Origin of the sequence: Metabacillus sp. cB07, from assembly GCF_016839225.1 — a bacterium.
GTDB lineage: Bacteria > Bacillota > Bacilli > Bacillales > Bacillaceae > Bacillus_P > Bacillus_P indicus.
In genome coordinates this window covers 3,371,299-3,394,289 of the sequence record NZ_CP069296.1, presented here as the reverse complement: position 1 = coordinate 3,394,289, position 22,991 = coordinate 3,371,299, and the positions used below count along the sequence as shown (strand labels likewise).

The window sequence follows — 22,991 nt, the reverse complement described above, 5'->3', positions numbered from 1 at the left end:
TTATCACTCTCCAGTTTGATTTCTCCGGATGTTGCTCCTTTAAAACCTTATGATAAAATATGTATGGAACGTTATGCAAAAGAAAAAGGTTTGGGTGATGCGCAGTGGAAATGAGAGAAGCGAACGAGCAAATGCTCGCGCTGTTATCTAAATGGGACCCGCTGAAGTACGGCGCGGAAGCATATGAAACGGAAGTATTTGATGTCCTTCAGGCGGTGCACGTCTCTGAAACACCTGCACAGCTTTCCCGGAAAATACAGGCTGTTTATGAGTTCTCTTTTGAAGAGATTATTCCTTTGATGGAGTGTGAAAAAATGGCTGTACAGCTTCTGCTGATCAAAAACAATGCAGCTTGTGAACGATGATGCGCCGTTCTAAGCTGCATTTTTTTATGTTTCTTCACTTACACGCAAAATTCAAAAATGCGTTCTGATACAAAATCAGGGCGTTCTTCCGGAACTAAATGACCTGTGTTTTTTAATGAGAAGAAATGAGAATTTGGAAGATCCCTGTTCATTCTCTCTCCGATATGGACCGGTACAACGCGGTCTTCCTGTCCCCAAATAAGAAGGCTAGGTGTTTCGATTTTCCGCAGATCTTCTGCAGGCAGATCACCTTCTCTGTCCCTGATCATCCGTGAGAGCGCCATGAAGATGCGGTCGTCGTAAAATGGCTGAATATAGCCATCCATCATTTCCTGATCAATCATCGAGCGGTCATGTACGACGTTGCATAAGTTTTTCCAGACTCCCTGTCTGCTCATGATGTGCTTGATGCAGAGGTAAAAGTAAGGAAAATAAGAGCCGAATATAAGCGAAGGATGGGACCTTTTCATATAGCCTGAGCTGCATAGAAGCACGACTTTTTTAATCATCTCAGGCATTTCTTTCGATGCGTACAGGGAAATTTGCCCTCCCATTGAATGTCCAACCAGGATAGCTTGTTCCACTTGCAGGTTTTTCAAAAGCTCAATCACAACTTTAGCCATGTTCCGGTATGAGTAAACGAAAGCGATCGATTTTTCCGACTGGCCAAACGGCGGAAGATCAACAGCAATGAGATGATACTCATGCCTGAGAAATGGAATCAGCCGGCGGTAGCTGAACGTGGAAGAAAGAAAGCCGTGTATTAAAACCATCACAGGTTTGCCGGGATTTTCATATACCTCATAGTGAACCCCTATCCCCTGAACATGCATCTTAAACTCCTGCTTGTTATCCATTATCACCATAATCATTCACTCCAGCATTTATTCTTAAATCCTTGAAAAAGACATGATTTTCAAAAGCTGGCGGCAATGAAGTGCCGGCAGCGAAAGTTTTTACTATTTTAACCTGCCGGCCGAAAATAACTCTTGTAAAATCTACCCGGTTTTTCCCGAAAAAAAACGGAAGAATGCGTGTTTGTTTTCAGATGTTCATGCTATAATTATCAGAACATTCTTATCGGAAAGGGAGGAAAAGAAAATGAAGCTTACCCAAAAAGAAACAGAAATTCTTGAGCTCCTTGAAGAAAACAGCAGACTAACGCCGCAGGACATCTCAAAAATGGTTCAGCTGAGCGAAGAAGAAACACTCCAAACAATTAAACGCCTGGAAGAGCAGAAGGTCATTATCGACTACTCAACGACTGTCAACTGGCGGAAAGTAGATGGGCATGAGGGAGTCACGGCGATGATTGACGTAAAGGTCGCGCCAAAAAGAGGGACAGGATTTGATGCGATTGCAGAAAGAATCTACAGATTCAATGAGGTGAAATCGGTTTATCTCATGTCAGGGGCATACGATCTGTCCGTCGTAATAGAAGGACGATCAATGTCAGAGGTTGCACACTTTGTTTCGGACAAGCTGTCAACTCTTGACTCTGTCCTTTCAACAACGACGCACTTCATCTTAAAAAAATATAAACATGACGGGAAGATTTACGAACAGGATGATGAAGACAAACGGATTGTGGTGTCTCCATGACGCAATCGAAGTATTTATCACATACGGTTTCAGCCCTGAAGCCTTCCGGCATCCGCAAGTTCTTTGATCTTGCGGCAAGCATGGAAGGTGTTATTTCGCTTGGAGTCGGGGAACCGGATTTTGTTACATCCTGGAATGTAAGAGAAGCATGCATCCTGTCGCTGGAACAGGGGTTTACATCATACACCGCCAATGCCGGTCTTTTGGAATTGCGCCAGGAAATTTCCCGGTATCTTCACGAGAAATTTGATGTGTCTTACCGGCATGAAGATGAAATCATTGTAACGGTGGGGGCAAGCCAGGCGCTGGATATCGCATTAAGAGCCATTGTGAACCCGCTTGATGAGGTGCTCATTCCTGAGCCTTGCTTTGTTTCCTATGCGCCGCTTGTATCACTCGCGGGAGGAGTGCCGGTGCCTTTGCATACGCGGGCAGATGATCAGTTCAAACTTCGGCCCCAGTTAATTGAAGAAGCATTGACGGAGCGGACAAAAGCACTGCTGTTATGCTCGCCAAGCAATCCGACAGGCGCTGTCTTATCAAAGCATGAACTCCAGTTGATCGCAGAGCAGGCTGAATTGCACGACCTGGTGGTGCTGGCTGATGAGATTTATGCGGAACTTACATATGATGAAGCTTATACGAGTTTTCCGAGCTTGAGCGGAATGCGCGAACGCACCCTTTTGATTTCCGGCTTTTCAAAAGGGTTCGCCATGACAGGATGGAGGCTCGGCTTTATCGCTGCGCCGGCTGAGCTTTCAGGAGCCATGCTGAAAATTCATCAGTACGCTATGATGTGCGCACCGACGATGGCTCAGTACGGGGCCATTGAAGCCCTGAAAAACGGCATGCAGGATGTTGAGCAAATGAAAAAAAGCTATCGCCGCAGGCGAAACTTTTTTGTAGAGACGCTGAATGAAATCGGTTTGTCCTGCCATCTGCCTGGAGGGGCATTTTACGCCTTCCCTTCAATAAAAGAAACAGGGCTCAGTTCAGAAGAGTTTGCTGAAAAGCTGCTGATTGAGCAAAAAGTAGCTGTTGTTCCAGGGAACGTATTCGGTGAAAGCGGTGAGGGATTTGTACGCTGTTCGTATGCCTCATCCCTTGAGCAGCTTCAGGAAGCGCTTAGAAGAATGGCTGTATTTATGGAAAAGGGCAGAAAATAAAAAATGGACAAAACCTTAAAGGCCTTGTCCTAAAAACAAAAGGGGGGAATACTAGAAAGCTTATACGCTGATAGTATTCCCCCCTTAAATTTGAGTTAAACCTGTTTTTTTGAAAAAATTTGCATCTTGCGTCCATCAGCGTGAAACAAACTGCATGCATCTCCCGTTTCACAGGTGTAAGAAGGAGGGCAGATTATGAACGAAGATGAATTAGTGCGGCGGGCAAAGAAGGGAAATATGAGTGCATTCCGGGAACTGGTTGAAAAATATACGCCTACAGTTGAGCGGTTTGCGTATCAGCTTGGAAACCGGCGTGATGATATAGATGACATTACCCAGGAAGTATTTATCCGGGTATACCGGTTTTTGGACCAATTTTCAAAGGCGAAATTTTCTACATGGCTTTATAAAATTACTCTCAATGTGACAAGAGATGCGGCCAGAAAACGCATGTCAAACATGCAGAAAGTATTCAAAATTCAAAATGAACCTGCGATGGATTATCCTGAGGTTGAATCGAGTGTTATTCAAAATGAAGAAGACAGGGCCCTTCACATGTGCATTCAGAAACTGGATGAAAAATACCGGATTCCAATTGTTCTGTATTTTTTCCACGAAATGAAATATGAAGAAATTGCTGAAATTATGTCAATAACGCTTTCTACTGTTAAAACACGCATCCTCAGGGGGAAAACGATGCTGAAAAAACTAGTGGAGGAGCACGAAAAGAAAGAAGGTGAAACACATGGATGATCAGCTTTTTGAGAAACGTCTATCGAATTTAAAGCAATCCTATGAAAAGCTTCCAGTGCAAACATCGGCTGATCATATAATGGACCGCATCAAGCTTGAAAAACAGAAGAATAATCCTTTCTTCAAAGCAAAAACGCTATATGCGGCAAGCTTTGCGGGTGTCGTGCTGATTGCGGGGCTGCTTGGTGCACAGCTGCTTATGCAGAATAATGAGGGAAATGGCGGAACAGGTGAACAGCCTCCTGCTGTGCAGGTGCCGCCTTCTGCTGAAGAGATTGAAGCTAAACGAAGTGAACTGGACCTCCTGTTTAAGGAAAGACTTGCTGCTTTCAAGGAAGAGATTCAGATGCCTGACGCGGAACTTTATCCTTTTATCCAGGAAGCAGAAGATGCAGTCCGGGAATTTAAGAGCAGAAATTCCTTTCAGTCCATACAGGAACTAGACAACTATTTTAAGACAGTCAAGCTGACAGTTGAACAAAACGTCTCCTCTCCAGCGGCTCAGCTCGCTGCCTTAAGAGCAAAGGCAGAAGAAGGAGAAGAGGTAAGGGATGCAGAAATCATCAGCCTTCTTGAAAAACAGAGGATGATGGAGGAGTATTTCTTTGAAAAGTGGGTGACTGTTTCAATACATCTTCCATATACGGATGTCGTTGCATACGCTGAACAATTGAACCAGGAAGGTTCTGATCATCCTGAAGCAGGGCCGGTTATTGAAGAGATCAGAAACAGCGGCTATCGTTTTTATCACGAAGGGGAAGGCATGATCAATTTCCAGCCGGATTTAGAACTTCTTGAAAACGAGCTTGACCCAAGCCCGCAAATGAAGAAATATTTTGAAACGGAAAACCAGGCACAGGTTGCCATGGATGCAGCTCTCGCTGTCCCAATCAATGAACTGGCAGAGCGGACTGTTGCTCTTGAAGATTTCATTCTGCAGAACCCAAACTTTAAATACCGGGAAAAATTAAAAGAGCGCTATGAGTTCTGGCTCACCGTTTTGCTTAAAGGCCTCAATAATACTATGGCTGTTGATGAGCAGCTCAGACTGAAAGAGGAATGGAAATCCGCCTTCGAGCAGCTCATGAAAGACTATCCGAATCGCGAGACGACATCAGCTGTATCGGCATACTATGAGTTTTTGAAAGCACAGAATTTCACCTTCAAATCACAGGAGGAATACTGGCAGTATAAGGTGAACGTGCCCCAAAGCCTGAAGCCTGACGTATCTTTCTTCAGGGGAAGAGAGATCCAGCTCCTACCTGTATCAAGCAGCGTTCAAACTGCCTATCAGGCTTATACTGGCGGGGACAGCGCGGCATTGAACGAGCTGCAGCCGGCTGATGTGCTCCGCCTCTATCTGTACACAGTTGTTACCGGAGATGCAGATACGGCTTATGATCTTATTGCAAAGGACGAATCAGCTCCTTCAGAAGAAGAATTCAGAGCAGGTCTAAAAGAAAAAGCTGAACAGTACCGCGTTCTTTCTGCGAATACGGTTAAATTACATGAAACTTACAGCGATGATGGCAGTACAGCCGTATTTGAACTGATTCTCAAGGATGGTTCATCCATGGAGATGACGGTAAAGGTTAATGCTAGGGACTATACATCTAAAGTTGTATATAACTAATGAAAAACCGGGCGGCATTCTGCCCGGTTTTTTATGGGTTTTTGCCGTTCTCAAGAAAACGATGATTTTGTTAATATCATAAAAGCCAACAGCTTATTACTTGACAGTAACTAAATTGTTATTGTAAAAACAGACGGGATATGATATAGTTTTAAATTGCGTATATTAAACGAGAAAAATCAACTTATATAGGAGTGTTACCATGAGTACAAAATTCGAAACAGGTTCTGTTTACACAGGCAAAGTAACAGGAATCCAGCGCTACGGTGCGTTTGTTGCATTAGATGAGTCTACACAAGGACTAGTCCACATTTCTGAGATCGCACACGGTTTTGTTAAAGACATTAACGAACAGCTGAAAGTAGGAGACGAAGTACAAGTAAAAGTACTTTCTGTTGACGAAGCAGCAGGCAAAATCAGCCTTTCTATCCGTGCAACTCAAGAAGCTCCTGCACAAACAGAAGCTCCAAAGAAGCCTAAAAAGCGCCAGGCTACAGTGAAAGCTACTCCAGCTTACTCTAACGAAACTCCACAAGGTTTCAACACACTTAAAGAGAAGCTTGAAGAGTGGATCGAGCAATCAAAACAAACGAACAAATAAGTTCGTGAAAAGAATGCATCCGGATGGATGGATTCTTTTTTTTGCATAAAAAAAGCACCGGAGCGAATCCGGTGCTTTTTCTTTAACGTGCTTCAGGTTTTGGTTCCGTACGGCCGAGCTCAGCTGCCGGCTTGAAGAGAATGGCAAGGTTGATTAAACCTGCAATTCCGACAAGTCCATAAATAATTCTTGAAAGGGCAGCACCCTGGCCGCCGAAAATAGCAGCCACTAAATCAAATTGAAAGAAGCCGATTAGCCCCCAGTTGATTGCTCCAATAATTGTAAGTACAAGTGCAATACGCTGTAATGCGCTCATGCTGATAACCTCCTTGGATGTAAGAATTCACTAATAGAATGCGGAAATGTCATGAAAATTATTCACGGCACAAAAAAAAGTTCCACAAGCGCATTTCTTGCAAAAAACATTCGAAACAGGTCATACTTATTTTATAAAACGTAAGGAGGCGATTGATTGTGGAAAACTTTACATACCATAATCCTACGAAATTAATTTTTGGCAAAGACCAGCTTCAGCAGCTTCAGACAGAGGTGCCCAAGTACGGCAAAAATGTTCTCCTTGTTTACGGAGGGGGCAGCATTAAACGAAACGGCCTCTACGATAAAGTACTTGCTGAGCTTGAGAAAACCGGGTCAAACGTCTTTGAACTTTCCGGTGTAGAACCCAATCCAAGACTTTCAACCGTTCACCGCGGTGTAAATATCTGTAAAAGTGAAAACATTGACTTCCTGCTTGCTGTAGGCGGCGGAAGTGTCATTGACTGCACAAAAGCGGTCGCTGCAGGAGCTAAATATGACGGAGATGCATGGGACATCGTAACCAAAAAGCACACTCCGTCAGAAGCTCTCCCGTTTGGAACCGTGCTGACGCTTGCTGCGACAGGTTCAGAAATGAACGCAGGTTCGGTTATTACGAACTGGGAAACACAGGAGAAATACGGCTGGGGAAGTCCGCTGACATTCCCGAAATTCTCCATTCTTGATCCTGTCAACACGTACACAGTTCCTCAGGATCAAACCGTGTACGGCATGGTCGACATGATGTCGCACGTATTTGAGCAATATTTCCATCATACAAAAAACACGCCGCTTCAGGACCGGTTCTGTGAATCGACTCTGAAAACAGTTATGGAAACAGCGCCAAAACTGATGAAGGACCTTGAAAATTATGAGCTTCGCGAAACGATCCTTTATTCAGGAACAATTGCTCTGAACGGATCCCTTCAGATGGGCTACCGCGGAGACTGGGCGACTCACAATATCGAGCATGCTGTCTCAGCTGTATATGATATCCCTCATGCCGGCGGCCTGGCCATCCTGTTCCCTAACTGGATGAGACATACGCTTGATGAGAACCTTGACCGTTTCAAACAGCTTGCTGTCCGCGTATTTGAAGTGGATACAGAAGGCAAATCAGACCGTGATGTCGCGCTTGAAGGAATCGACAAGCTCAGCGCGTTCTGGAGCAGCCTTGGTGCACCAAGCCGCCTGGCTGACTATGACATTACAGATGAGAAGCTTGATCTGATTGCAGATAAAGCAATGGCAAACGGAGAGTTCGGCAACTTTAAAAAGCTGAACAAAGAAGATGTTCTTGCCATCTTGAGAGCTTCGCTTTAATGGCACCGGCACCCTGCATCTGCAGGGTGTTTTCATTTATTTTTAAATGATCGCGTTTTCATTTTTTGGTCCGCTTGATTTACAAACACAGTTTCGTTAAAGTGAAAGAGGATTAAAATTTTAGGAACGATGGAGGAACTGCAATGACACATGTTCGTTTTGATTACTCAAAAGCGCTGTCATTTTTTGGTGAGCATGAGCTTACATACCTGCGCGATTTCGTTAAAGTTGCGCATCACTCAATTCATGAGAAAACAGGAGCGGGAAGCGACTTCCTAGGTTGGGTTGACCTTCCTGAGGCATACGATAAAGAAGAATTTGCACGCATTCAAAAAAGTGCAGAAAAGATTAAATCTGATTCGGATGTTCTTTTAGTCGTTGGAATCGGCGGATCATATCTTGGCGCACGCGCTGCCCTTGAAATGCTGAACCATTCTTTCTACAATGCATTGTCTAAAGAACAGCGCAAAACGCCGCAAATTATCTTTGTCGGCAACAACATCAGCTCTACTTATATGAAAGATCTGATGGACCTGATTGAAGGACGCGACTTCTCAATCAACGTCATTTCAAAATCAGGCACAACAACTGAGCCTGCTCTTGCCTTCCGTATTTTCCGCAAGCTGCTTGAAGAAAAATACGGAAAAGAAGAAGCGAAAACACGCATCTATGCGACAACTGATAAAGCCCGCGGTGCTTTAAAGACACTTGCTTCAGAAGAAGGGTATGAGTCATTCATCATCCCTGATGATGTTGGCGGACGCTACTCTGTTCTTACTGCTGTCGGCTTGCTTCCAATTGCTGCTGCAGGAGCGGATATTGAAGAAATGATGAAAGGCGCAGCTGCTGCCATGAACGATTTCTCAACATCCGAGCTTGAAGAAAATGCTGCTTACCAGTATGCAGCCGTTCGCAACGCGCTTTATAACCGCGGAAAAACGATTGAAATGCTCATTAACTATGAGCCGGGCCTTCAATATTTCTCAGAGTGGTGGAAACAGCTGTTTGGCGAAAGTGAAGGAAAAGACCAAAAAGGAATTTTCCCTGCTTCAGCAAACTTCTCAACAGACCTGCATTCAATGGGCCAATACGTGCAGGAAGGACGCCGTGATCTGTTTGAAACCGTCCTTAACGTTGAAAAACCGCGTCACGAAATTACCATCGAATCAGAAGAAAACGACCTTGACGGCCTGAACTACCTTGCAGGCGAAACAGTTGACTTCGTCAACAAAAAAGCATTCCAGGGTACGATGCTTGCTCACACCGACGGAGGCGTTCCAAACCTGATCGTGAACCTTCCTGAAATGAACGAGTACACATTCGGATATCTTGTGTATTTCTTCGAAAAAGCCTGTGCGATGAGCGGATACCTCCTTGGTGTGAATCCATTCGACCAGCCGGGTGTTGAAGCTTACAAAGTAAACATGTTTGCTTTGCTTGGCAAACCAGGATTTGAAGAGGTTAAAGCTGAGCTTGAAAAGCGTTTGAAATAAGTAGGAAATGGCAGTCCGGTACAGTTGAACCGGGCTGCTTTTTTTGTGGGGAAATAGAAGCAGGGCCTGTGAAGCCTAAAATTGATTTCGGTGGGTAAGCAAAGGGAAGAATCGTACCCAGCAAGAGCGAAAAACGGCATGGGCAGGGTAAACAAAGCGTGGAATCATACCCAGCAAGAGTGAAAAACGGCATGGGCTGGGTAAGCAAAGGGATGAATCGTACCCAGCAAAAGTGAAAAACGGCATGGGCAGGGTAAACAAAGCGTGGAATCATACCCAGCAAGAGCGAAAAACGGCATGGACAGGGTAAGCAAAGAGATGAATCGTACCCAGCAAGAGCGAAAAATGGCATGGGCAGGGTAAGCAAAGAGATGAATCGTACCCAGCAAGAGTGAAAAACGGCATGGGCAGGGTAAGCAAAGGGATGAATCGTACCCAGCAAGAGCGAAAAATGGGATGGGCAGGGTAAGCAAACCATCCGAAATATGTCATTCCCTCCGATTCCCCTTCCTTTCTTCATAAAAAACAGTTATCAGGAGAACCTACCTTAAAAAGGAGGTCGAATCTCATGATTGAAATTCCATCGAAACTGGAAGGGAAATCGTTCAAGCTGTATCATCTTGAAACACAATTAAAGCCGCTTGGCTATGCCATCGGCGGGGGCTGGGACTATGATCACGGTTCGTTTGATTATAAGATTGATGATGAGGTGGGCTATCAGTTTTTGCGTGTTCCGTTTACGGCAGCTGACGGCCAGCTGGATTCGCAGAATACGACTGTCACGCTCTCGAATCCTTACTTGCTTTCGCACAAATACCAGATAGGTCTTGATGACAATGTTCATATTGGAAATGTAAAGGCATCTTTTGACCAGTTTCAGGAGCCGCAGGACAAAGATGCCGATTTTCCGGAGAAATACATTGATACAGGCAGGGATTTGGTAAAAGAACTTGAGGATCTGCTGCTTGATTAATGAGTAATCATAATTAGAAGATCCTCTTCATTAAGAATTTGGGAGATTGGCGGATTCAGTTGCGTCTGATCTCCTTTTTTGATGCCAATAAGCAAGTTTTCTTTTTCAATCAGACTGTGGCTGGCATCGTGAAAGGTTTTTCCGACTAACTCAGGGGGAATCGGAATAATTTTAAAGTAGTTTCCGTTTGCCGGATTCAGTTCTGAATAGACGCTCGAAAGCCCGTATTTCGCCAGGTAGCTGTTCATCATCAGGTGGCTTGAAAGCTGATAGGACTTGATAATTTCATCGGCTCCTGCTCTTTTGGCATTGTTTAGATGCAGGCCGGTGACAAGCTCAACTACGGTGTAAAGATCAGGGTTCATGCCTTTTAGGGCAAGCAGGATTAGAATTGACTGCATGTCAGCGTCTGTTTCGCTTTTATACTGATCGGCCGTGATGATGGCAGCATCTGCTTTTTCGATGTTTGCTTTGATCAGTGTCCGGTCAATTGTTGGATTGCCTTTGATGAAATGCAGATTTTCAATTAAAGGTGACTCTTCGAGAGTATCATCAATGAGCACGATGTTTTTATAGGGCTTGACCTTTTGGAAGGTTTCGATCAGCTCGTTGGATTTTTCATTCCACCCGACAATCACGACATGATTCCCATATTTGTAGGCCGTTTCTCCTTTTAGGTAAGAATGCTGCTTTTGAAAAGCTGCTGCGGACAATGTGGCAAAGTAGGTCGTGACAAATCCGGCACCAATAAGGATAAGGACAATGCCCACTGACCTTCCGGCAACTGTTTCAGGCACATAATCGCCAAATCCGACAGTGGAAACAGTGACAAGCGCCCACCAGATTCCGTCAAAAACGGTCGGGAACACCTCTGGTTCAATTAGCGATATCACTTGTCCAAAGAGAAGGACAATCAGCATCACGATTAAAATGATGCGGACATAGAGGGGCCATCTCAGCCAGTCTACAAGCAGTTTATTTGATCTCAACGTTCACACCCGCCTTATTTTTTGTTTGGTAAAAACGATAGAACCTCACGGATAATGGCATTTATTTTCTCCGAAACCGTTTCTGTTCCATAGGCTTCGATTGCTTTTTCAATAGCAGCAATCGTATCTTCTTTGAATTCGATCACCGGCTTTTCTTCTTCAGCATCGTTGTAGAATTGAATGAATACATCAAGCCCCTCATTCATTTTGTCAATTGCCTCGCTTAGCGCGGTCTTTTCCTCATCAGACAGTTTCATCTCATCACTTCCTTGATTTCAAACATGCTTTTATGTAGTATGTGCAAGTTTCTCCCAATTTTTCTACTTGTTTCGTTTATGTATGCATAGTCAGGGATTGCGGAAGATAAAAGAAAACTTGAATGAAAAGGTTGAGACATGGTGCTAAAGCGATACGTGAGCGTGAAAAAGAAATTTTGGATCAGCCAGACCGCGGCCTTTATATGGATGCTCTTCTCTGTCTTCCTTTCTCTTCCTTGGTTAAGGGAGCTTGCAGAGCTGACCTCGCTGCCGCTTGCCATTTTCATTATTGGAGGCATTGCCTACATACCGGGATTTTTGAATGCCTTTTTGATCACCAGCCTGCTGATTGACAGGCAGCCCCCATATAAAATCAGCAGTCCTGAATTTCCGGTCACTATTCTGATTGCAGCAAAGAATGAAGAAAAAAATATCGGGACGACCATCAGGTATCTGGCCGATCAGGATTACAAGGGCAGTCTTGAAGTGATTGTAGTAGATAACGGATCCGAGGACTCAACTCCGTCAGTTGCCCTTGAAGCAGGGACTGCCTATGGCATTCCTGTGCGTCTCCTCCATGAAGAAAATCCGGGGAAATATCATGCGCTCAACAAAGGCATAAATGAAACAATGACAGAATTCGTCCTTACTCTGGATGCAGATACGCTTCTGCACAAAAGTGCTGTCAGGCGCATTGTTTCAAGGATGATCAGTTCCCCGGTGGATGTCTGTGCTGTTGCAGGAACCATTCTCGTCAGAAACAGCAGGGAAAATCTTCTGACGAAAATGCAGGAGTGGGACTACTTTCTCGGCATTGCAGCGATCAAAAGGCTTCAGGGTTTATATCAGGGAACGCTCGTTGCACAGGGGGCATTCAGTTTGTACAAAACGTCTGCTGTAAGGGAAACCGGCGGATGGCCGGAAGCGATAGGGGAGGACATTGTTCTTACCTGGCGATTTCTCCATCACGGGTACAGAGTGTACTTTGAGCCTTTGTCTGTTGCGTTTACAGAAGTTCCGGTTTCCTTCCGGCACTTTGCCAGGCAGCGGTCGAGGTGGGCGCGGGGGATGATTGAGGCGCTGAAGGAAATGAAGCCGTGGCATCAGCCGGCCATTTTCGCGAAATTCCTGACGGGCATTAATTTCATCATGCCGTATCTTGATTTTACGTATACCGTTTTCTGGATTCCCGGCCTGATTCTCGCTTTTTTCGGTCATTACTGGATTGTCGGGCCGATGACCCTTTTTGTTCTGCCTCTTACGCTGATCAGCTATTTGAGCATCTATTCCTATCAGAAAAAAGTGTTCAGAGAACTTGATTTAAAAGTGAGAAAAAATATCTCAGGTTTCTTTTTCTTCGTTTTAAGCTATCAGCTGATCATGGCTCCTGTTTCCGTCTGGGGATACATTCAGGAGGTTTTCAGGCTGAAAAGAACCTGGAAATAAATAAAATGCTAAAGTAACGCGAAAAAGCAAAGAATAGAAGCAAATAAAACGGAATCCGGGTTTCACCTTATGAAAGGAGGTGACCCTTGTCCTTTGAAGGATGAGGGAACTCTTTGATTGCTACAAATCTAATTCTAGTCGCCCTTTTAATTGCAGCTACAGGTTTTTTTGTCGCTGCAGAGTTTGCCATTGTAAAGGTAAGAAGCTCAAGAATTGATCAGCTCGTAGGAGAGGGAAATAAAAAAGCGATTGCTGCCAAAAAAGTAACGGGAAGTCTTGATGAATATCTTTCAGCCTGCCAGCTTGGCATTACGATCACAGCTCTCGGTCTGGGGTGGCTCGGGGAGCCGACCATAGAACGCCTCCTTCATCCATTATTTGATTCATGGGGAGTCAATCCGTCGCTGTCAGGAATTCTATCGTTCGTCCTCGCTTTTGTGGCGATCACGTATCTTCACGTGGTCATTGGGGAGCTTGCTCCAAAGACCCTGGCCATTCAGAAAGCGGAATGGGTGACCATGAATCTTTCGAGGCCGCTTATTCTTTTTTATAAAATCATGTATCCCTTTATCAAAACGCTGAATGGATCTGCCCAGACGATTGTCAGAATGTTTGGCCTCCATCCGGCATCTGAACACGAGATGGCCCACACGGAGGAAGAGCTCCGCATCATCTTGTCAGAGAGCTTGAAAAGCGGGGAGATCAATCAGTCCGAGTATAAGTATGTGAACAAAATATTTGAATTTGATAACCGGATTGCAAAAGAAATCATGGTCCCGAGAACAGAAATGGTTACTGTTGCACTGGAAGATTCATTTGAGGAAAACCTTGAAATTATGAGAAGCGAAAGATACACCAGGTATCCGCTTGAACACGAAGATAAAGACAACATCATCGGTCTTGTGAACATTAAGGAAGTGCTTGATGCCCTTTACATGTCAAAAGACGGCGTGCTTCTTAAAAATTACATCCGGCCGGTGATCAAAGTGATTGAAACCATTCCTATTCAGGATCTGCTCCTGAGAATGCAAAAGGACCGGATCCATATGGCCATTCTTGTCGACGAATACGGCGGAACAGCCGGACTTGTGACAGTTGAGGATATTCTCGAAGAAATTGTAGGCGAGATCCGCGATGAATTCGACATAGATGAACTTCCAAACGTACAGAAGAAAAGCGAGACGCACTACATTTTTGACGGAAAAGCGCTCATTGAGGAAGTAAACGATCTCCTTCAGACAAACATTGATTCCGAAGATGTGGATACAATCGGGGGATGGGTGCTCACGGAAATGATTGATGTTCAAAAAGGAGATAAAATCACTGAAGACGGCTATGAATTTACTGTAACGGACATGGAAGGGCATCACATAATAACCCTTGAAGCCAAAAAGAAAATCGAAGAAGAAGCAGGCGATCCTGAGTGATTGCCTGTTTTTTGTGCCGCTTGAAAATTCCAGTAAACCATTCTTGAAAAAAGTCCATTCCTCTGATAGCATTAGTTGGTTCTTATTGATATGAAAGAGGGATTTTAAATGAAAGCTTACCGTTTTCCGCTTATTCTGCTTTCATCAGTTGTGATTGGCGGCATAATCGGACTGATGTTTGGAGAAAAAGCTGTGTTCTTAAAGCCGTTCGGCGATTTGTTTTTAAATGCCATGTTTACGGTTGTTGTACCGCTTGTGTTTTTCACGATTGCTTCATCCATTGCGAATATGGGAGGAACAAAGCGTTTAGGAAAGATTATGGGCAGCATGCTGGCTGTGTTCCTGTTTACAGGATTGATTGCAGCCATATATATGACGGCTGTCGTTAAAATCGTTCCTCCAGCACAGGGTGTGACGCTTCAGCTTGAAAAGCCTGAGGCGATGGAGGATGTAACACTTGCTGATCAGATCGTCAGCACGTTTACGGTTCCTGATTTTGTCGAACTGTTCTCAAGAAACAACATGCTTGCGATGATTGTTTTCTCCGTACTGGTCGGGCTGTCTGTTTCCATGATCGGGGAAAAAGGAAAGCCGTTTGCAAGCTTTCTCGCGTCCGGTTCTGAAGTGCTGATGAAACTTGTTTCCATCATTATGTACTATGCACCGATCGGGCTTGGCGCCTACTTTGCAACTCTTGTTGGTGAATACGGGCCAATGCTTCTCGGCACCTATTTCAGAGCAGGTGTGATGTATTATGCAGCAGCCTTTATTTACTTTATCATTGCGTTTACGGTTTACGCATTTATCGCCGGCAAGAAACAGGGAGTGAACGTTTTCTGGAAAAACATGCTGTCTCCGACGATTACTTCACTTGCAACATGCAGCAGTGCAGCATCCATCCCGGTTAACCTTGAGGCGACGAAAAAGATGGGTGTCAGTGCAGATATCAGGGAAACGACAGTGCCACTTGGTGCCGCTCTTCATAAAGATGGTTCCGTTCTTGGCGGCGTCCTGAAAATTGTGTTCTTATTCGGTATTTTTGACATGAGCTTTTCAGGATTCGGCACGATCACAAGCGTGATACTAGTAGCCATCCTTGTCGGAACGGTCATGGGAGCGATCCCGAGCGGGGGAATGATCGGCGAAATGCTTATTCTTACGCTTTACGGGTTCCCGCCTGAAGCGCTGCCGATTATTGCGGCGATCTCAACGATCATTGATCCTCCTGCAACCATGCTGAATGCGACAGGCGATAACGTCAGCAGCATAATGGTCTCCCGCATGGTCGAAGGCAAGAACTGGCTGAAGAAGAAAACAGCTGAAGTCAGCTCTAAAATTGCGTGACTAGAGGAGAAAGCTATCCGGAGCGGATAGCTTTTTTCTTTTTTATGCAAAATGTTGTGGCTATACAGGCAGTTTCTCCTCTGCACTCAGCGTTTTTTGAGGAATTCAAAGGAAATTGTTCAATCTTTAACACAATTAGAGTATAATACTTTTTAGAAATGAAAACTTAGCATAAATGTAAGCGAATACTTTTTACTTGAAACACTTACCCGTTCGTCTTACTGGACGTTAAGGTTGAAATAAAGGAGTGCTGTATATGAAAAAAATGTGGTGGAAAGAAGCGGTTGCCTACCAGATCTACCCAAGAAGCTTTATGGATTCGAATGGGGACGGTATCGGTGATATCCGCGGAATTATTTCTAAACTGGATTATTTGAAGGACTTTGGAATCGATGTCATCTGGATTTGTCCGATTTTCTCTTCTCCAAATGCAGATAACGGATATGATATCAGCGATTATCAGGACATCATGGCTGATTTCGGAACAATGGAAGACTTTGATGAGCTTTTAGCAGAGGTCCATAAAAGAGACATGAAGCTGATTTTGGATCTTGTTGTTAATCATACAAGTGATGAGCATCCATGGTTCATTGAATCACGCGAGTCAAAAGACAATGAAAAGCGCGACTGGTACATCTGGCGTGACGGTAAAAACGGCAAAGAGCCAAACAACTGGGAAAGTATTTTCAGCGGTTCTGCCTGGGAATATGATGAAAAAACAGATCAGTACTACATGCACGTTTTTGCAACAAAGCAGCCGGATTTAAACTGGAAAAACCAGGACATGAGACAAGCTGTTTATGAAATGATCAACTGGTGGCTTGATAAAGGAATCGACGGCTTCCGTGTAGATGCGATTTCCCACATCAACAAAAAAGAAGGGTTCCCGGATCTTCCAAATCCAAACGGTCTTGATTTTGTCTCATCATTTGATTACCACATGAATGTTGAGGGCATAATGGAGCATTTGAGCGAGCTCAAAGCGCAAACGTTTGCACGTTATGACATTATGACAGTCGGCGAAGCGAACGGCGTTAAGCTTGAACAGGCAGAGGACTGGGTCGGAGATACAAACGGAATCTTCAACATGATCTTTCAGTTTGAGCACCTTGGCCTTTGGGACAATGGACTTGAAGGATCAGTTGATCTTGTCAAACTGAAAGAAACTCTTACTAAATGGCAGAAGGGCCTTGATGGAAACGGCTGGAATGCTCTTTTCCTTGAAAATCATGATCAGCCGCGTTCTGTTTCAACATGGGGCGATGACAAAGAGTATCTTGTAGAAAGCGCAAAAGCACTTGGCGCTATGTACTTTATGATGCAGGGTACACCGTTCATTTACCAGGGACAGGAGCTCGGCATGAAAAATGTTCACCTTCCATCCATCGATGATTACGACGATGTAGCCATGAAAAACCTTTACCGCATTGAAACGGCAAAAGGACGCTCACACGAAGAAATCATGGAAATCATCTGGCATAAAGGCCGTGACAATTCACGTACGCCAATGCAATGGAATGATGAGAAAAACGGCGGCTTCTCAACAGGAACTCCTTGGTTCGGCGCCAATGAAAACTACAAGGAAACAAACGTTGAAAAGCAGCTGAAAGATGAAAACTCTGTCTACCATTTCTACAAAAAGATGATTGATCTGCGAAAAGAAAATGATGTCCTTGTTTATGGAACATATGACTTAATCCTTCCAAAGGATAAACAAATTTACGCTTATACCCGTACGTTTGAAGGTAAAACAGCGTTGATTATTTCGAACATCAGCAACAAAAACGCATTTTATCAGTACAGCGGTCTGCCGCTTTCAAGCGATAACCTAGTGCTTCAAAACTATGAAACAGATAAGCACAACCACACAACTTCATTTACATTAAAACCGTTTGAGACACGTGTATATATCTTTTAATGTTAAAAACTGCCTATAAGGATGATTCCTTTAGGCAGTTTTTTTTAGGATGAAAAACGAGGAATAAGGGCTTTTCGGGTGCTTACTGATCTGTTGTGCCTGCGCTTTTCTTAACGGGGACTTCTGGATGTTTCCAAATGTTTCTTGCAATAGTAAAATGATGAAGTTGAACTTATAAGTGTCAGGAGAGGTCTAATTGAAGAAGTACAAACAGCGCCTGCTGAAAAAAATAAGAGAGCAGATTGACAGATGGTATGGATACCAGCACGCAGTTGAACAGGATGAGGTCATACGTTTTCTGCACTCGCTTGCAGGAACAGCTCCGACGATTGGAATGGAGCAGGTGGGAAAGGCTGCAGCGGCACAGCTGCTTCTGGCGGAAAAACGGAAGAGAGACACATGGAGGCTGCCAGAACTGCAAAACCTTCTTTTTCCGCTGATATCAGCATGCTATGAAGCAGAAATGGACATTGAGGAAGAGACTGTGCCAAACAGGGAAAAACGCATTTCTTCAGGAGACGAACTTATTCTGCTCATAGATGATGACATTACCCTCTTAATGTATTTAAAGGAAGAACTGGAGCTGCATGGATTTACGGCGGCTATATTTACAGACTCAGACCGTGCCATGAAAGCCTATTACGATCTCGCGCCTGACTGTGTGGTGATTGACAGACATATGAAACAGGAAAATGGGTTTGAGGTTGTTGTGCAGCTGAAAGAACTGATGCAGAAAAAGTATGTACCTGCCATTATGATCAGCGCAGATGCATCAAGGGAAACGAGACTTGACAGCTATAGATACGGCGCTGACGATTTCATCCTGAAGCCGTTTGATATGGAAGAATTTTTGGTCAGGATCAGACGCCAGATCGAACGGAAAAAGCAGCTGGAAGAATTGATTGTCGTTGATGAACTGACAAAGGTGTATAACAGAAAATTTCTGAATCCAGCCTATACAAGGCTTGCAGCGCGCATGAAGCGGGAGGGGAGCTTCTTCACGCTTGCTATGCTTGATCTTGATTATTTTAAAAAAATCAATGATACATACGGTCACCTTGAAGGCGACGAAGTATTAAGAGAATTCTCCCAGTGCCTGAGAGACAACTTGAGAAACAGTGATACGGTCATCCGGTACGGCGGGGAGGAATTTATTATCCTGCTTCCCAATGCCGGTCAAAAAGAAGCAATGGAAGTCATCGGGAGAATTAAGGAATCGTTTTCAGCCCACGTTTTTAAGCGTCCGGATCATACCTCATATTCCTGCACGTTTTCGGCAGGATTAATGGCCGTCCCGTCTGAACAGGCTATGAGTGTCGAACATGCGATTGAATGTGCGGATGCCGCGCTCTATCAGGCAAAAGAAAATGGAAGAAACGCAATCGCGGTTTACCGGTCAACTGTGACAGAGCCAGTTGAAAAAGTGATGAATGTTGCTGTCGTCGATGATGATCCGATTATAAGAACCATTCTTGAAGATGTGTTCCGAAAGAGTCCGCTGCTGGATCAGTACTGTTTGAATATCGGGTTGTATCCAGACGGCATGGAATTTCTTGAAGCGCATCCTTTAAGTAAAAGGGAAAATCACTTTATTGTTCTGGATGGAATGATGCCCAAAATGGATGGAACAGAAGTGCTGCAGAAAATCAGAGCTCTGCCCAACCAGCATCTATTTACGGTCATGATGCTGACATCCCGCAAGAGCGGAAGAGACGCAGCGAGAGCCCTGCAGCTTGGCGCGGATGATTATATGACAAAACCGTTCAGACTTGAAGAGCTTGAAACTCGTCTTTATCATCTTGCAAAAAGGATGACGAAATAATGGATGTACTGACGCCCCGTCAGCTTTTTTTGCTTCTGGTCTGGTCGTTTCTTCTGCTGACAGTTCTGCTTGTCTATTTATCTGCAGCGAAAACCATCAGAAAAAGAAAACAAAAACGCCTGATTGAATCTAAAGAAGCGTGCAGACTTGCCCTTTTCAATTATCTAAGAGATGATTCAGCCGAATTTCAGTATCCGGGCAGGCATGCGCTGAGTGAACTGCTGCTTGAGTACAGCAATGTTCTTCAGGATGAAACCATGCAAATAAGAATGACAGCACTCGCAAAAAAACATTTGTCAGGATGGCTGAAAAAAGAATTGAAGTCTTTTAGCTGGAGCTCAAGAATGAATGCACTCTATATCATTGAAAATATAAGACTCTATCATTTGGTTGAAGAAGTAAAGCAGCTTGCCGTAAAACGTCATTTGACGACTGAGGAAGAAGCCGTGATTTCAAGAATTCTTGCCTCGTCCGGGGACGAGGGCTTTCTTGAACAAATGATAAACAGCAGCAGGCATTTATCGGATTTTACCATCGTGAGCATCCTGCAGAACTGCGGGCCTGATCATCTCCGCACCTTTTATCAAACATACGGGGACCTTCCTGAAGGCTTAAGGTACAATCTGATTACTCTAATAGGGGATATGCAGCTGTTTGAACAGAAAAGCCTGATTGAACAGCTGCTTATGAAAGGTGACGAGGAAGAAAAATTGAGGTCTTTAAAAGCAGCTGCTGATATGGTCCTTCCAGTAAAACCGGACATCATTGAACCTTTTATCTATTCGCCTGACTGGCTTGAAAGAATGATGGCGCTGAAAGTGATTGGCTCATTGAGAGCGGAAGTCTTTTTAGAAGCAGCGAAGGATCTTCTTTCTGACAAAGAATATATGGTAAGGCTGGAAGCAGCCAAAACCATCTTTACATTTAAAAACGGAAAACAGCTGCTTGAGGAAGTCATTCATCATTCGGATGATCTTTTTGCAAGAGACATGGCCCTTGAGTGGATTTCAAAAGGAGGCGGCAGAAATGAGTCTGTTCGATACAATTCTTGAGACGTCAGCCTGGGTTCTGCTCGGCTATATGTGCTTTGTCGTTGCTGTATATGGCGGAATGCTCATCGTCTCGCTTTTAACGGTGAGAAAACAGTTCAACCTGAATAAAACCGAACCATATGAGGAGCTTCTGCATTCCGTTTATACAAAGCCCGTTTCCATTCTTGTCCCTGCCTATAATGAGTCAGCGGGAATCTACGGAACGATCCGGTCTCTTATCAGTATTGAATATCCTGAATATGAAATGCTTGTCATTAACGACGGATCAACAGATGACACACTCGAGAAATTAATTGTGCGTTTTCAGTTAAAGAAAATAAGCCGGGTTGTGAGAAAACAGCTGAGTACAAAGGAAATCAAAGCAGTATATCAATCAGATCTTTATCCTAATCTGTATGTAATTGATAAGGAGAACGGCGGAAAAGCAGACGCTCTGAATGCAGGGATTAACTTTTCCCGTTTCCCTTACTTCTGTTCCCTTGATGGTGACTCCGTCATTGAAAGAAATGCATTTCTGAAGGTGTTAAAGCCGATAATTGAATCTGGGGATGACGTCATTGCGACAGGAGGAAGCATCCGGATTGCAAATGGATGTACGATCCGAAACGGTGAGCTGACTGCGGTCGGCCTGTCTGACAAACCTCTGGTTGTCATGCAGGTCATCGAATATTTACGGGCGTTTCTGGCTGGAAGAATCGGCTTAAGCAGGACAAATCTGCTGCTGATTGTATCCGGTGCTTTTGGCGTTTTTTCAAAACGGTGGGTCATTGAAGCCGGAGGATATTCCCATACTGTCGGAGAAGATATGGAGCTTGTCGTCAGGCTTCACAGAATGATCAAGGAAAGAAAGCTTAATAAAAAAATTGTCTATGTCCCTGATCCCGTTTGTTGGACAGAAGCGCCTGAATCGGCAAGATTTTTAAGAAGACAGCGAAAGCGGTGGCACAGAGGCCTGTTTGAAAGCATCTGGATACACAGGAAGCTTCTATTGAACCCAAAGTATAAATCAATTGGACTGATTTCGATGCCCTATTATTTTTTCGTTGAATTTTTAGGGCCGATTGTGGAACTGGCGGGTTATCTCCTCTTGATTGTTGCCTGGTTCAGAGGCGAAGTTTATGTGGACGTTGCTCTAATGTTCTTCCTCTTGTCTGTGATTTACGGTTCTCTCTTCTCTGTTGCGGCTGTTCTGCTGGAAGAATGGAGCATGGAAAAATACCCCCATGTCAGCCAGCTTTTCGTGCTGTTTGTCTACGCCATAACAGAATCTTTCTGGTACAGGCCGCTGACGGTGTTCTGGAGAATAGAAGGAATAATTGATGTCATAACCGGAAGAAAGGGCTGGGGAGACATGGTCAGAAAAGGAGTTTCAAGTGAATAAAAAAATCGGAGTACTTGTTTGTGCGTGTCTTGCTGCCGCTGTCCTGCTCTCGGCACCCCTCTGGCACTGGATTTTCCTGAAGGATACGGAAAAACTTCCAATGCTGATTCTCAACAAAACAGCGGAGGATGATACCCTCAGAGAGCATAAAGGAATTACCTGGCTGTTAAATCATATGAAAAAAACAAAGGAAGACGGAACAAGCTACAGCCTGGCGGATGATTATTCAGGCTATTTGCCTGCTTCAAAAAAGATCCGCGAACTGCCAGGTGACCTCAGCCATTATTCGCATCTTTACATTGCAGACTCATACGGGGTGCGTTCAAATAAGTCCGGAGAGCTGATCTATGGAGGGATGACCCTTGAGGAAGCAGACAGAATCCAGCAGTCGGTCAAAACAAACGCCCAGACCATTTTTGCGGAATTTAATACGTTTGCAGAGCCCACTGAGCCAGAAGCGAGAAGGAAACTTGAAGACTTATTTGGATTGGAGTGGACCGGGTGGACGGGGCGGTATTTTTTGGACCTTGGAAGCGATGAGGTGCCTGAATGGGTTAAAAGATCCTATGAAACGCAGCACAGCAAAACGTATCGCTTCAGCGGGCAGGGGCTGATACTCGTCAGTGAAAAAGAAGAGCTCATGATCGTTCCGGAGGAAGACTTTGGAGGAAAGCATCCTTTGAGCTTTTCTTTTACAAAGCAGGGGAAAAAGGAACTGGGGCTTGATGCTGAACTGAAGTACAACTACTGGTTTGACATCATGGAGCCTGCAGGAGCAAAAGTTCTGGCATCCTATCATCTTCATGTGAATGCTCAAACCGAGGCGAAGCTCTCGGAAAAAGGAGTTCCCCTCTCCATGCCGGCAGTGCTTCATCATTCAGACCATGGCTATCATGCTTATTATTTTGCAGGGGACTACGCAGATGCGAATGATATACCTGACTTTTATCAGGCATCGAAAATAACAGACTGGAAAAAACTAACCTCTTCCGATAAAAAGGGGAGAACGGACGGATTTTTCTGGAAAGCGTATGTACCTATGATGAAAACCATCCTGGAAAAATAGCGGACATACTTAACATTCGATAAAAAACTGACGATAAATTAGATGAACATTAAAAGCATTCTGAA

Annotated in this window: 21 protein-coding genes; 17 read left to right on the top strand and 4 right to left on the bottom strand. The window is 44.3% G+C overall.

The annotated features are described in order from the left end of the window. The first annotated feature begins 110 nt into the window (after window positions 1–110). Window positions 111–365 (top strand): DUF1871 family protein, encoded by a 255-nt coding sequence (locus JOJ89_RS17405; RefSeq protein ID WP_203290374.1) that lies wholly within the window; start codon window positions 111–113, stop codon window positions 363–365. Between the two features lie 38 nt (window positions 366–403). Here the strand turns inward: JOJ89_RS17405 and JOJ89_RS17400 are convergent, their stop codons facing one another. Further along, on the bottom strand, window positions 404–1,222 hold the full coding sequence (locus tag JOJ89_RS17400) for an alpha/beta fold hydrolase (RefSeq protein ID WP_203290373.1): 819 nt from the start codon (window positions 1,220–1,222) through the stop codon (window positions 404–406). 244 nt (window positions 1,223–1,466) lie between these two features. On the opposite strand from JOJ89_RS17400, the gene JOJ89_RS17395 reads away from it, so the two are divergent. The 5 genes from JOJ89_RS17395 to yugI all read left to right on the top strand — a co-directional run bounded on the left by JOJ89_RS17395 (window position 1,467) and on the right by yugI (window position 6,120). After that, window positions 1,467–1,967, top strand: a complete 501-nt coding sequence (locus JOJ89_RS17395) for an Lrp/AsnC family transcriptional regulator (RefSeq protein WP_029283996.1) — start codon at window positions 1,467–1,469, stop codon at window positions 1,965–1,967. After that, entirely contained in the window at window positions 1,964–3,133 is a 1,170-nt protein-coding gene (locus tag JOJ89_RS17390; protein WP_203288676.1) for an aminotransferase, read from the top strand. Before JOJ89_RS17395 ends, JOJ89_RS17390 begins: the two co-directional genes overlap by 4 nt. Window positions 3,134–3,328: 195 nt before the next feature. After that, complete coding sequence (locus tag JOJ89_RS17385; protein ID WP_203288675.1) at window positions 3,329–3,886, top strand: RNA polymerase sigma factor; 558 nt, start codon at window positions 3,329–3,331, stop codon at window positions 3,884–3,886. Beyond that, window positions 3,879–5,519 (top strand): hypothetical protein, encoded by a 1,641-nt coding sequence (locus JOJ89_RS17380; RefSeq protein ID WP_203288673.1) that lies wholly within the window; start codon window positions 3,879–3,881, stop codon window positions 5,517–5,519. The genes JOJ89_RS17385 and JOJ89_RS17380 overlap by 8 nt, the downstream gene beginning before the upstream one ends. 202 nt (window positions 5,520–5,721) lie before the next feature. Further along, window positions 5,722–6,120: a S1 domain-containing post-transcriptional regulator GSP13 gene (gene yugI / locus JOJ89_RS17375; RefSeq protein ID WP_029283986.1), complete on the top strand. Its 399-nt coding sequence runs from the start codon at window positions 5,722–5,724 to the stop codon at window positions 6,118–6,120. Window positions 6,121–6,202: 82 nt separating this feature from the next. On the opposite strand, the gene JOJ89_RS17370 is transcribed toward yugI, so the two are convergent. Continuing rightward, window positions 6,203–6,436, bottom strand: coding sequence for a DUF378 domain-containing protein (locus JOJ89_RS17370; protein WP_029283985.1), 234 nt, complete (start codon window positions 6,434–6,436; stop codon window positions 6,203–6,205). A gap of 158 nt (window positions 6,437–6,594) precedes the next feature. Between JOJ89_RS17370 and JOJ89_RS17365 the strand changes: the two genes are divergently transcribed. The 3 genes from JOJ89_RS17365 (at window position 6,595) to JOJ89_RS17355 (ending at window position 10,224) form a co-directional block, all read left to right on the top strand. Continuing rightward, complete coding sequence (locus tag JOJ89_RS17365; protein WP_029283983.1) at window positions 6,595–7,758, top strand: iron-containing alcohol dehydrogenase; 1,164 nt, start codon at window positions 6,595–6,597, stop codon at window positions 7,756–7,758. Between the two features lie 143 nt (window positions 7,759–7,901). Then, window positions 7,902–9,251, top strand: a complete 1,350-nt coding sequence (locus tag JOJ89_RS17360) for a glucose-6-phosphate isomerase (protein WP_029566092.1) — start codon at window positions 7,902–7,904, stop codon at window positions 9,249–9,251. Window positions 9,252–9,819: 568 nt separating this feature from the next. Beyond that, window positions 9,820–10,224, top strand: coding sequence for a YugN-like family protein (locus JOJ89_RS17355; protein WP_029283979.1), 405 nt, complete (start codon window positions 9,820–9,822; stop codon window positions 10,222–10,224). On the opposite strand, the gene JOJ89_RS17350 is transcribed toward JOJ89_RS17355, so the two are convergent. Then, window positions 10,221–11,213 carry a potassium channel family protein gene (locus tag JOJ89_RS17350; protein WP_203288671.1) on the bottom strand — a complete coding sequence of 331 codons (993 nt, stop codon included), beginning with the start codon at window positions 11,211–11,213 and terminating at the stop codon, window positions 10,221–10,223. The two genes, JOJ89_RS17355 and JOJ89_RS17350, sit on opposite strands and share 4 nt — an antisense overlap. A 14-nt stretch (window positions 11,214–11,227) precedes the next feature. Then, complete coding sequence (locus tag JOJ89_RS17345; RefSeq protein WP_029566178.1) at window positions 11,228–11,470, bottom strand: hypothetical protein; 243 nt, start codon at window positions 11,468–11,470, stop codon at window positions 11,228–11,230. A 138-nt stretch (window positions 11,471–11,608) separates the two neighbouring features. Here JOJ89_RS17345 and JOJ89_RS17340 point away from each other — a divergent pair, with 138 nt between their 5' ends. From JOJ89_RS17340 to JOJ89_RS17305, 8 genes are all read left to right on the top strand, one after another. Further along, a complete protein-coding gene (locus tag JOJ89_RS17340; protein WP_203288660.1) occupies window positions 11,609–12,916 on the top strand; it encodes a glycosyltransferase family 2 protein in 1,308 nt (435 codons plus the stop codon). Between the two features lie 113 nt (window positions 12,917–13,029). Continuing rightward, window positions 13,030–14,343, top strand: a complete 1,314-nt coding sequence (locus JOJ89_RS17335; RefSeq protein WP_203288658.1) for a hemolysin family protein — start codon at window positions 13,030–13,032, stop codon at window positions 14,341–14,343. A 108-nt stretch (window positions 14,344–14,451) separates the two neighbouring features. After that, window positions 14,452–15,687, top strand: coding sequence for a dicarboxylate/amino acid:cation symporter (locus JOJ89_RS17330; protein ID WP_203288657.1), 1,236 nt, complete (start codon window positions 14,452–14,454; stop codon window positions 15,685–15,687). Window positions 15,688–15,943: 256 nt separating this feature from the next. Further along, window positions 15,944–17,605, top strand: coding sequence for a glycoside hydrolase family 13 protein (locus JOJ89_RS17325; RefSeq protein ID WP_203288655.1), 1,662 nt, complete (start codon window positions 15,944–15,946; stop codon window positions 17,603–17,605). Window positions 17,606–17,801: 196 nt separating this feature from the next. Then, entirely contained in the window at window positions 17,802–19,427 is a 1,626-nt protein-coding gene (locus tag JOJ89_RS17320) for a GGDEF domain-containing response regulator (protein ID WP_203288653.1), read from the top strand. Continuing rightward, window positions 19,427–20,479, top strand: coding sequence for a HEAT repeat domain-containing protein (locus tag JOJ89_RS17315; protein WP_203288641.1), 1,053 nt, complete (start codon window positions 19,427–19,429; stop codon window positions 20,477–20,479). The genes JOJ89_RS17320 and JOJ89_RS17315 overlap by 1 nt, the downstream gene beginning before the upstream one ends. Beyond that, window positions 20,454–21,860, top strand: a complete 1,407-nt coding sequence (locus tag JOJ89_RS17310) for a glycosyltransferase family 2 protein (protein WP_203288639.1) — start codon at window positions 20,454–20,456, stop codon at window positions 21,858–21,860. The genes JOJ89_RS17315 and JOJ89_RS17310 overlap by 26 nt, the downstream gene beginning before the upstream one ends. After that, on the top strand, window positions 21,853–22,926 hold the full coding sequence (locus JOJ89_RS17305) for a hypothetical protein (RefSeq protein WP_203288637.1): 1,074 nt from the start codon (window positions 21,853–21,855) through the stop codon (window positions 22,924–22,926). Before JOJ89_RS17310 ends, JOJ89_RS17305 begins: the two co-directional genes overlap by 8 nt. The last annotated feature ends 65 nt before the right edge of the window (window positions 22,927–22,991 follow it).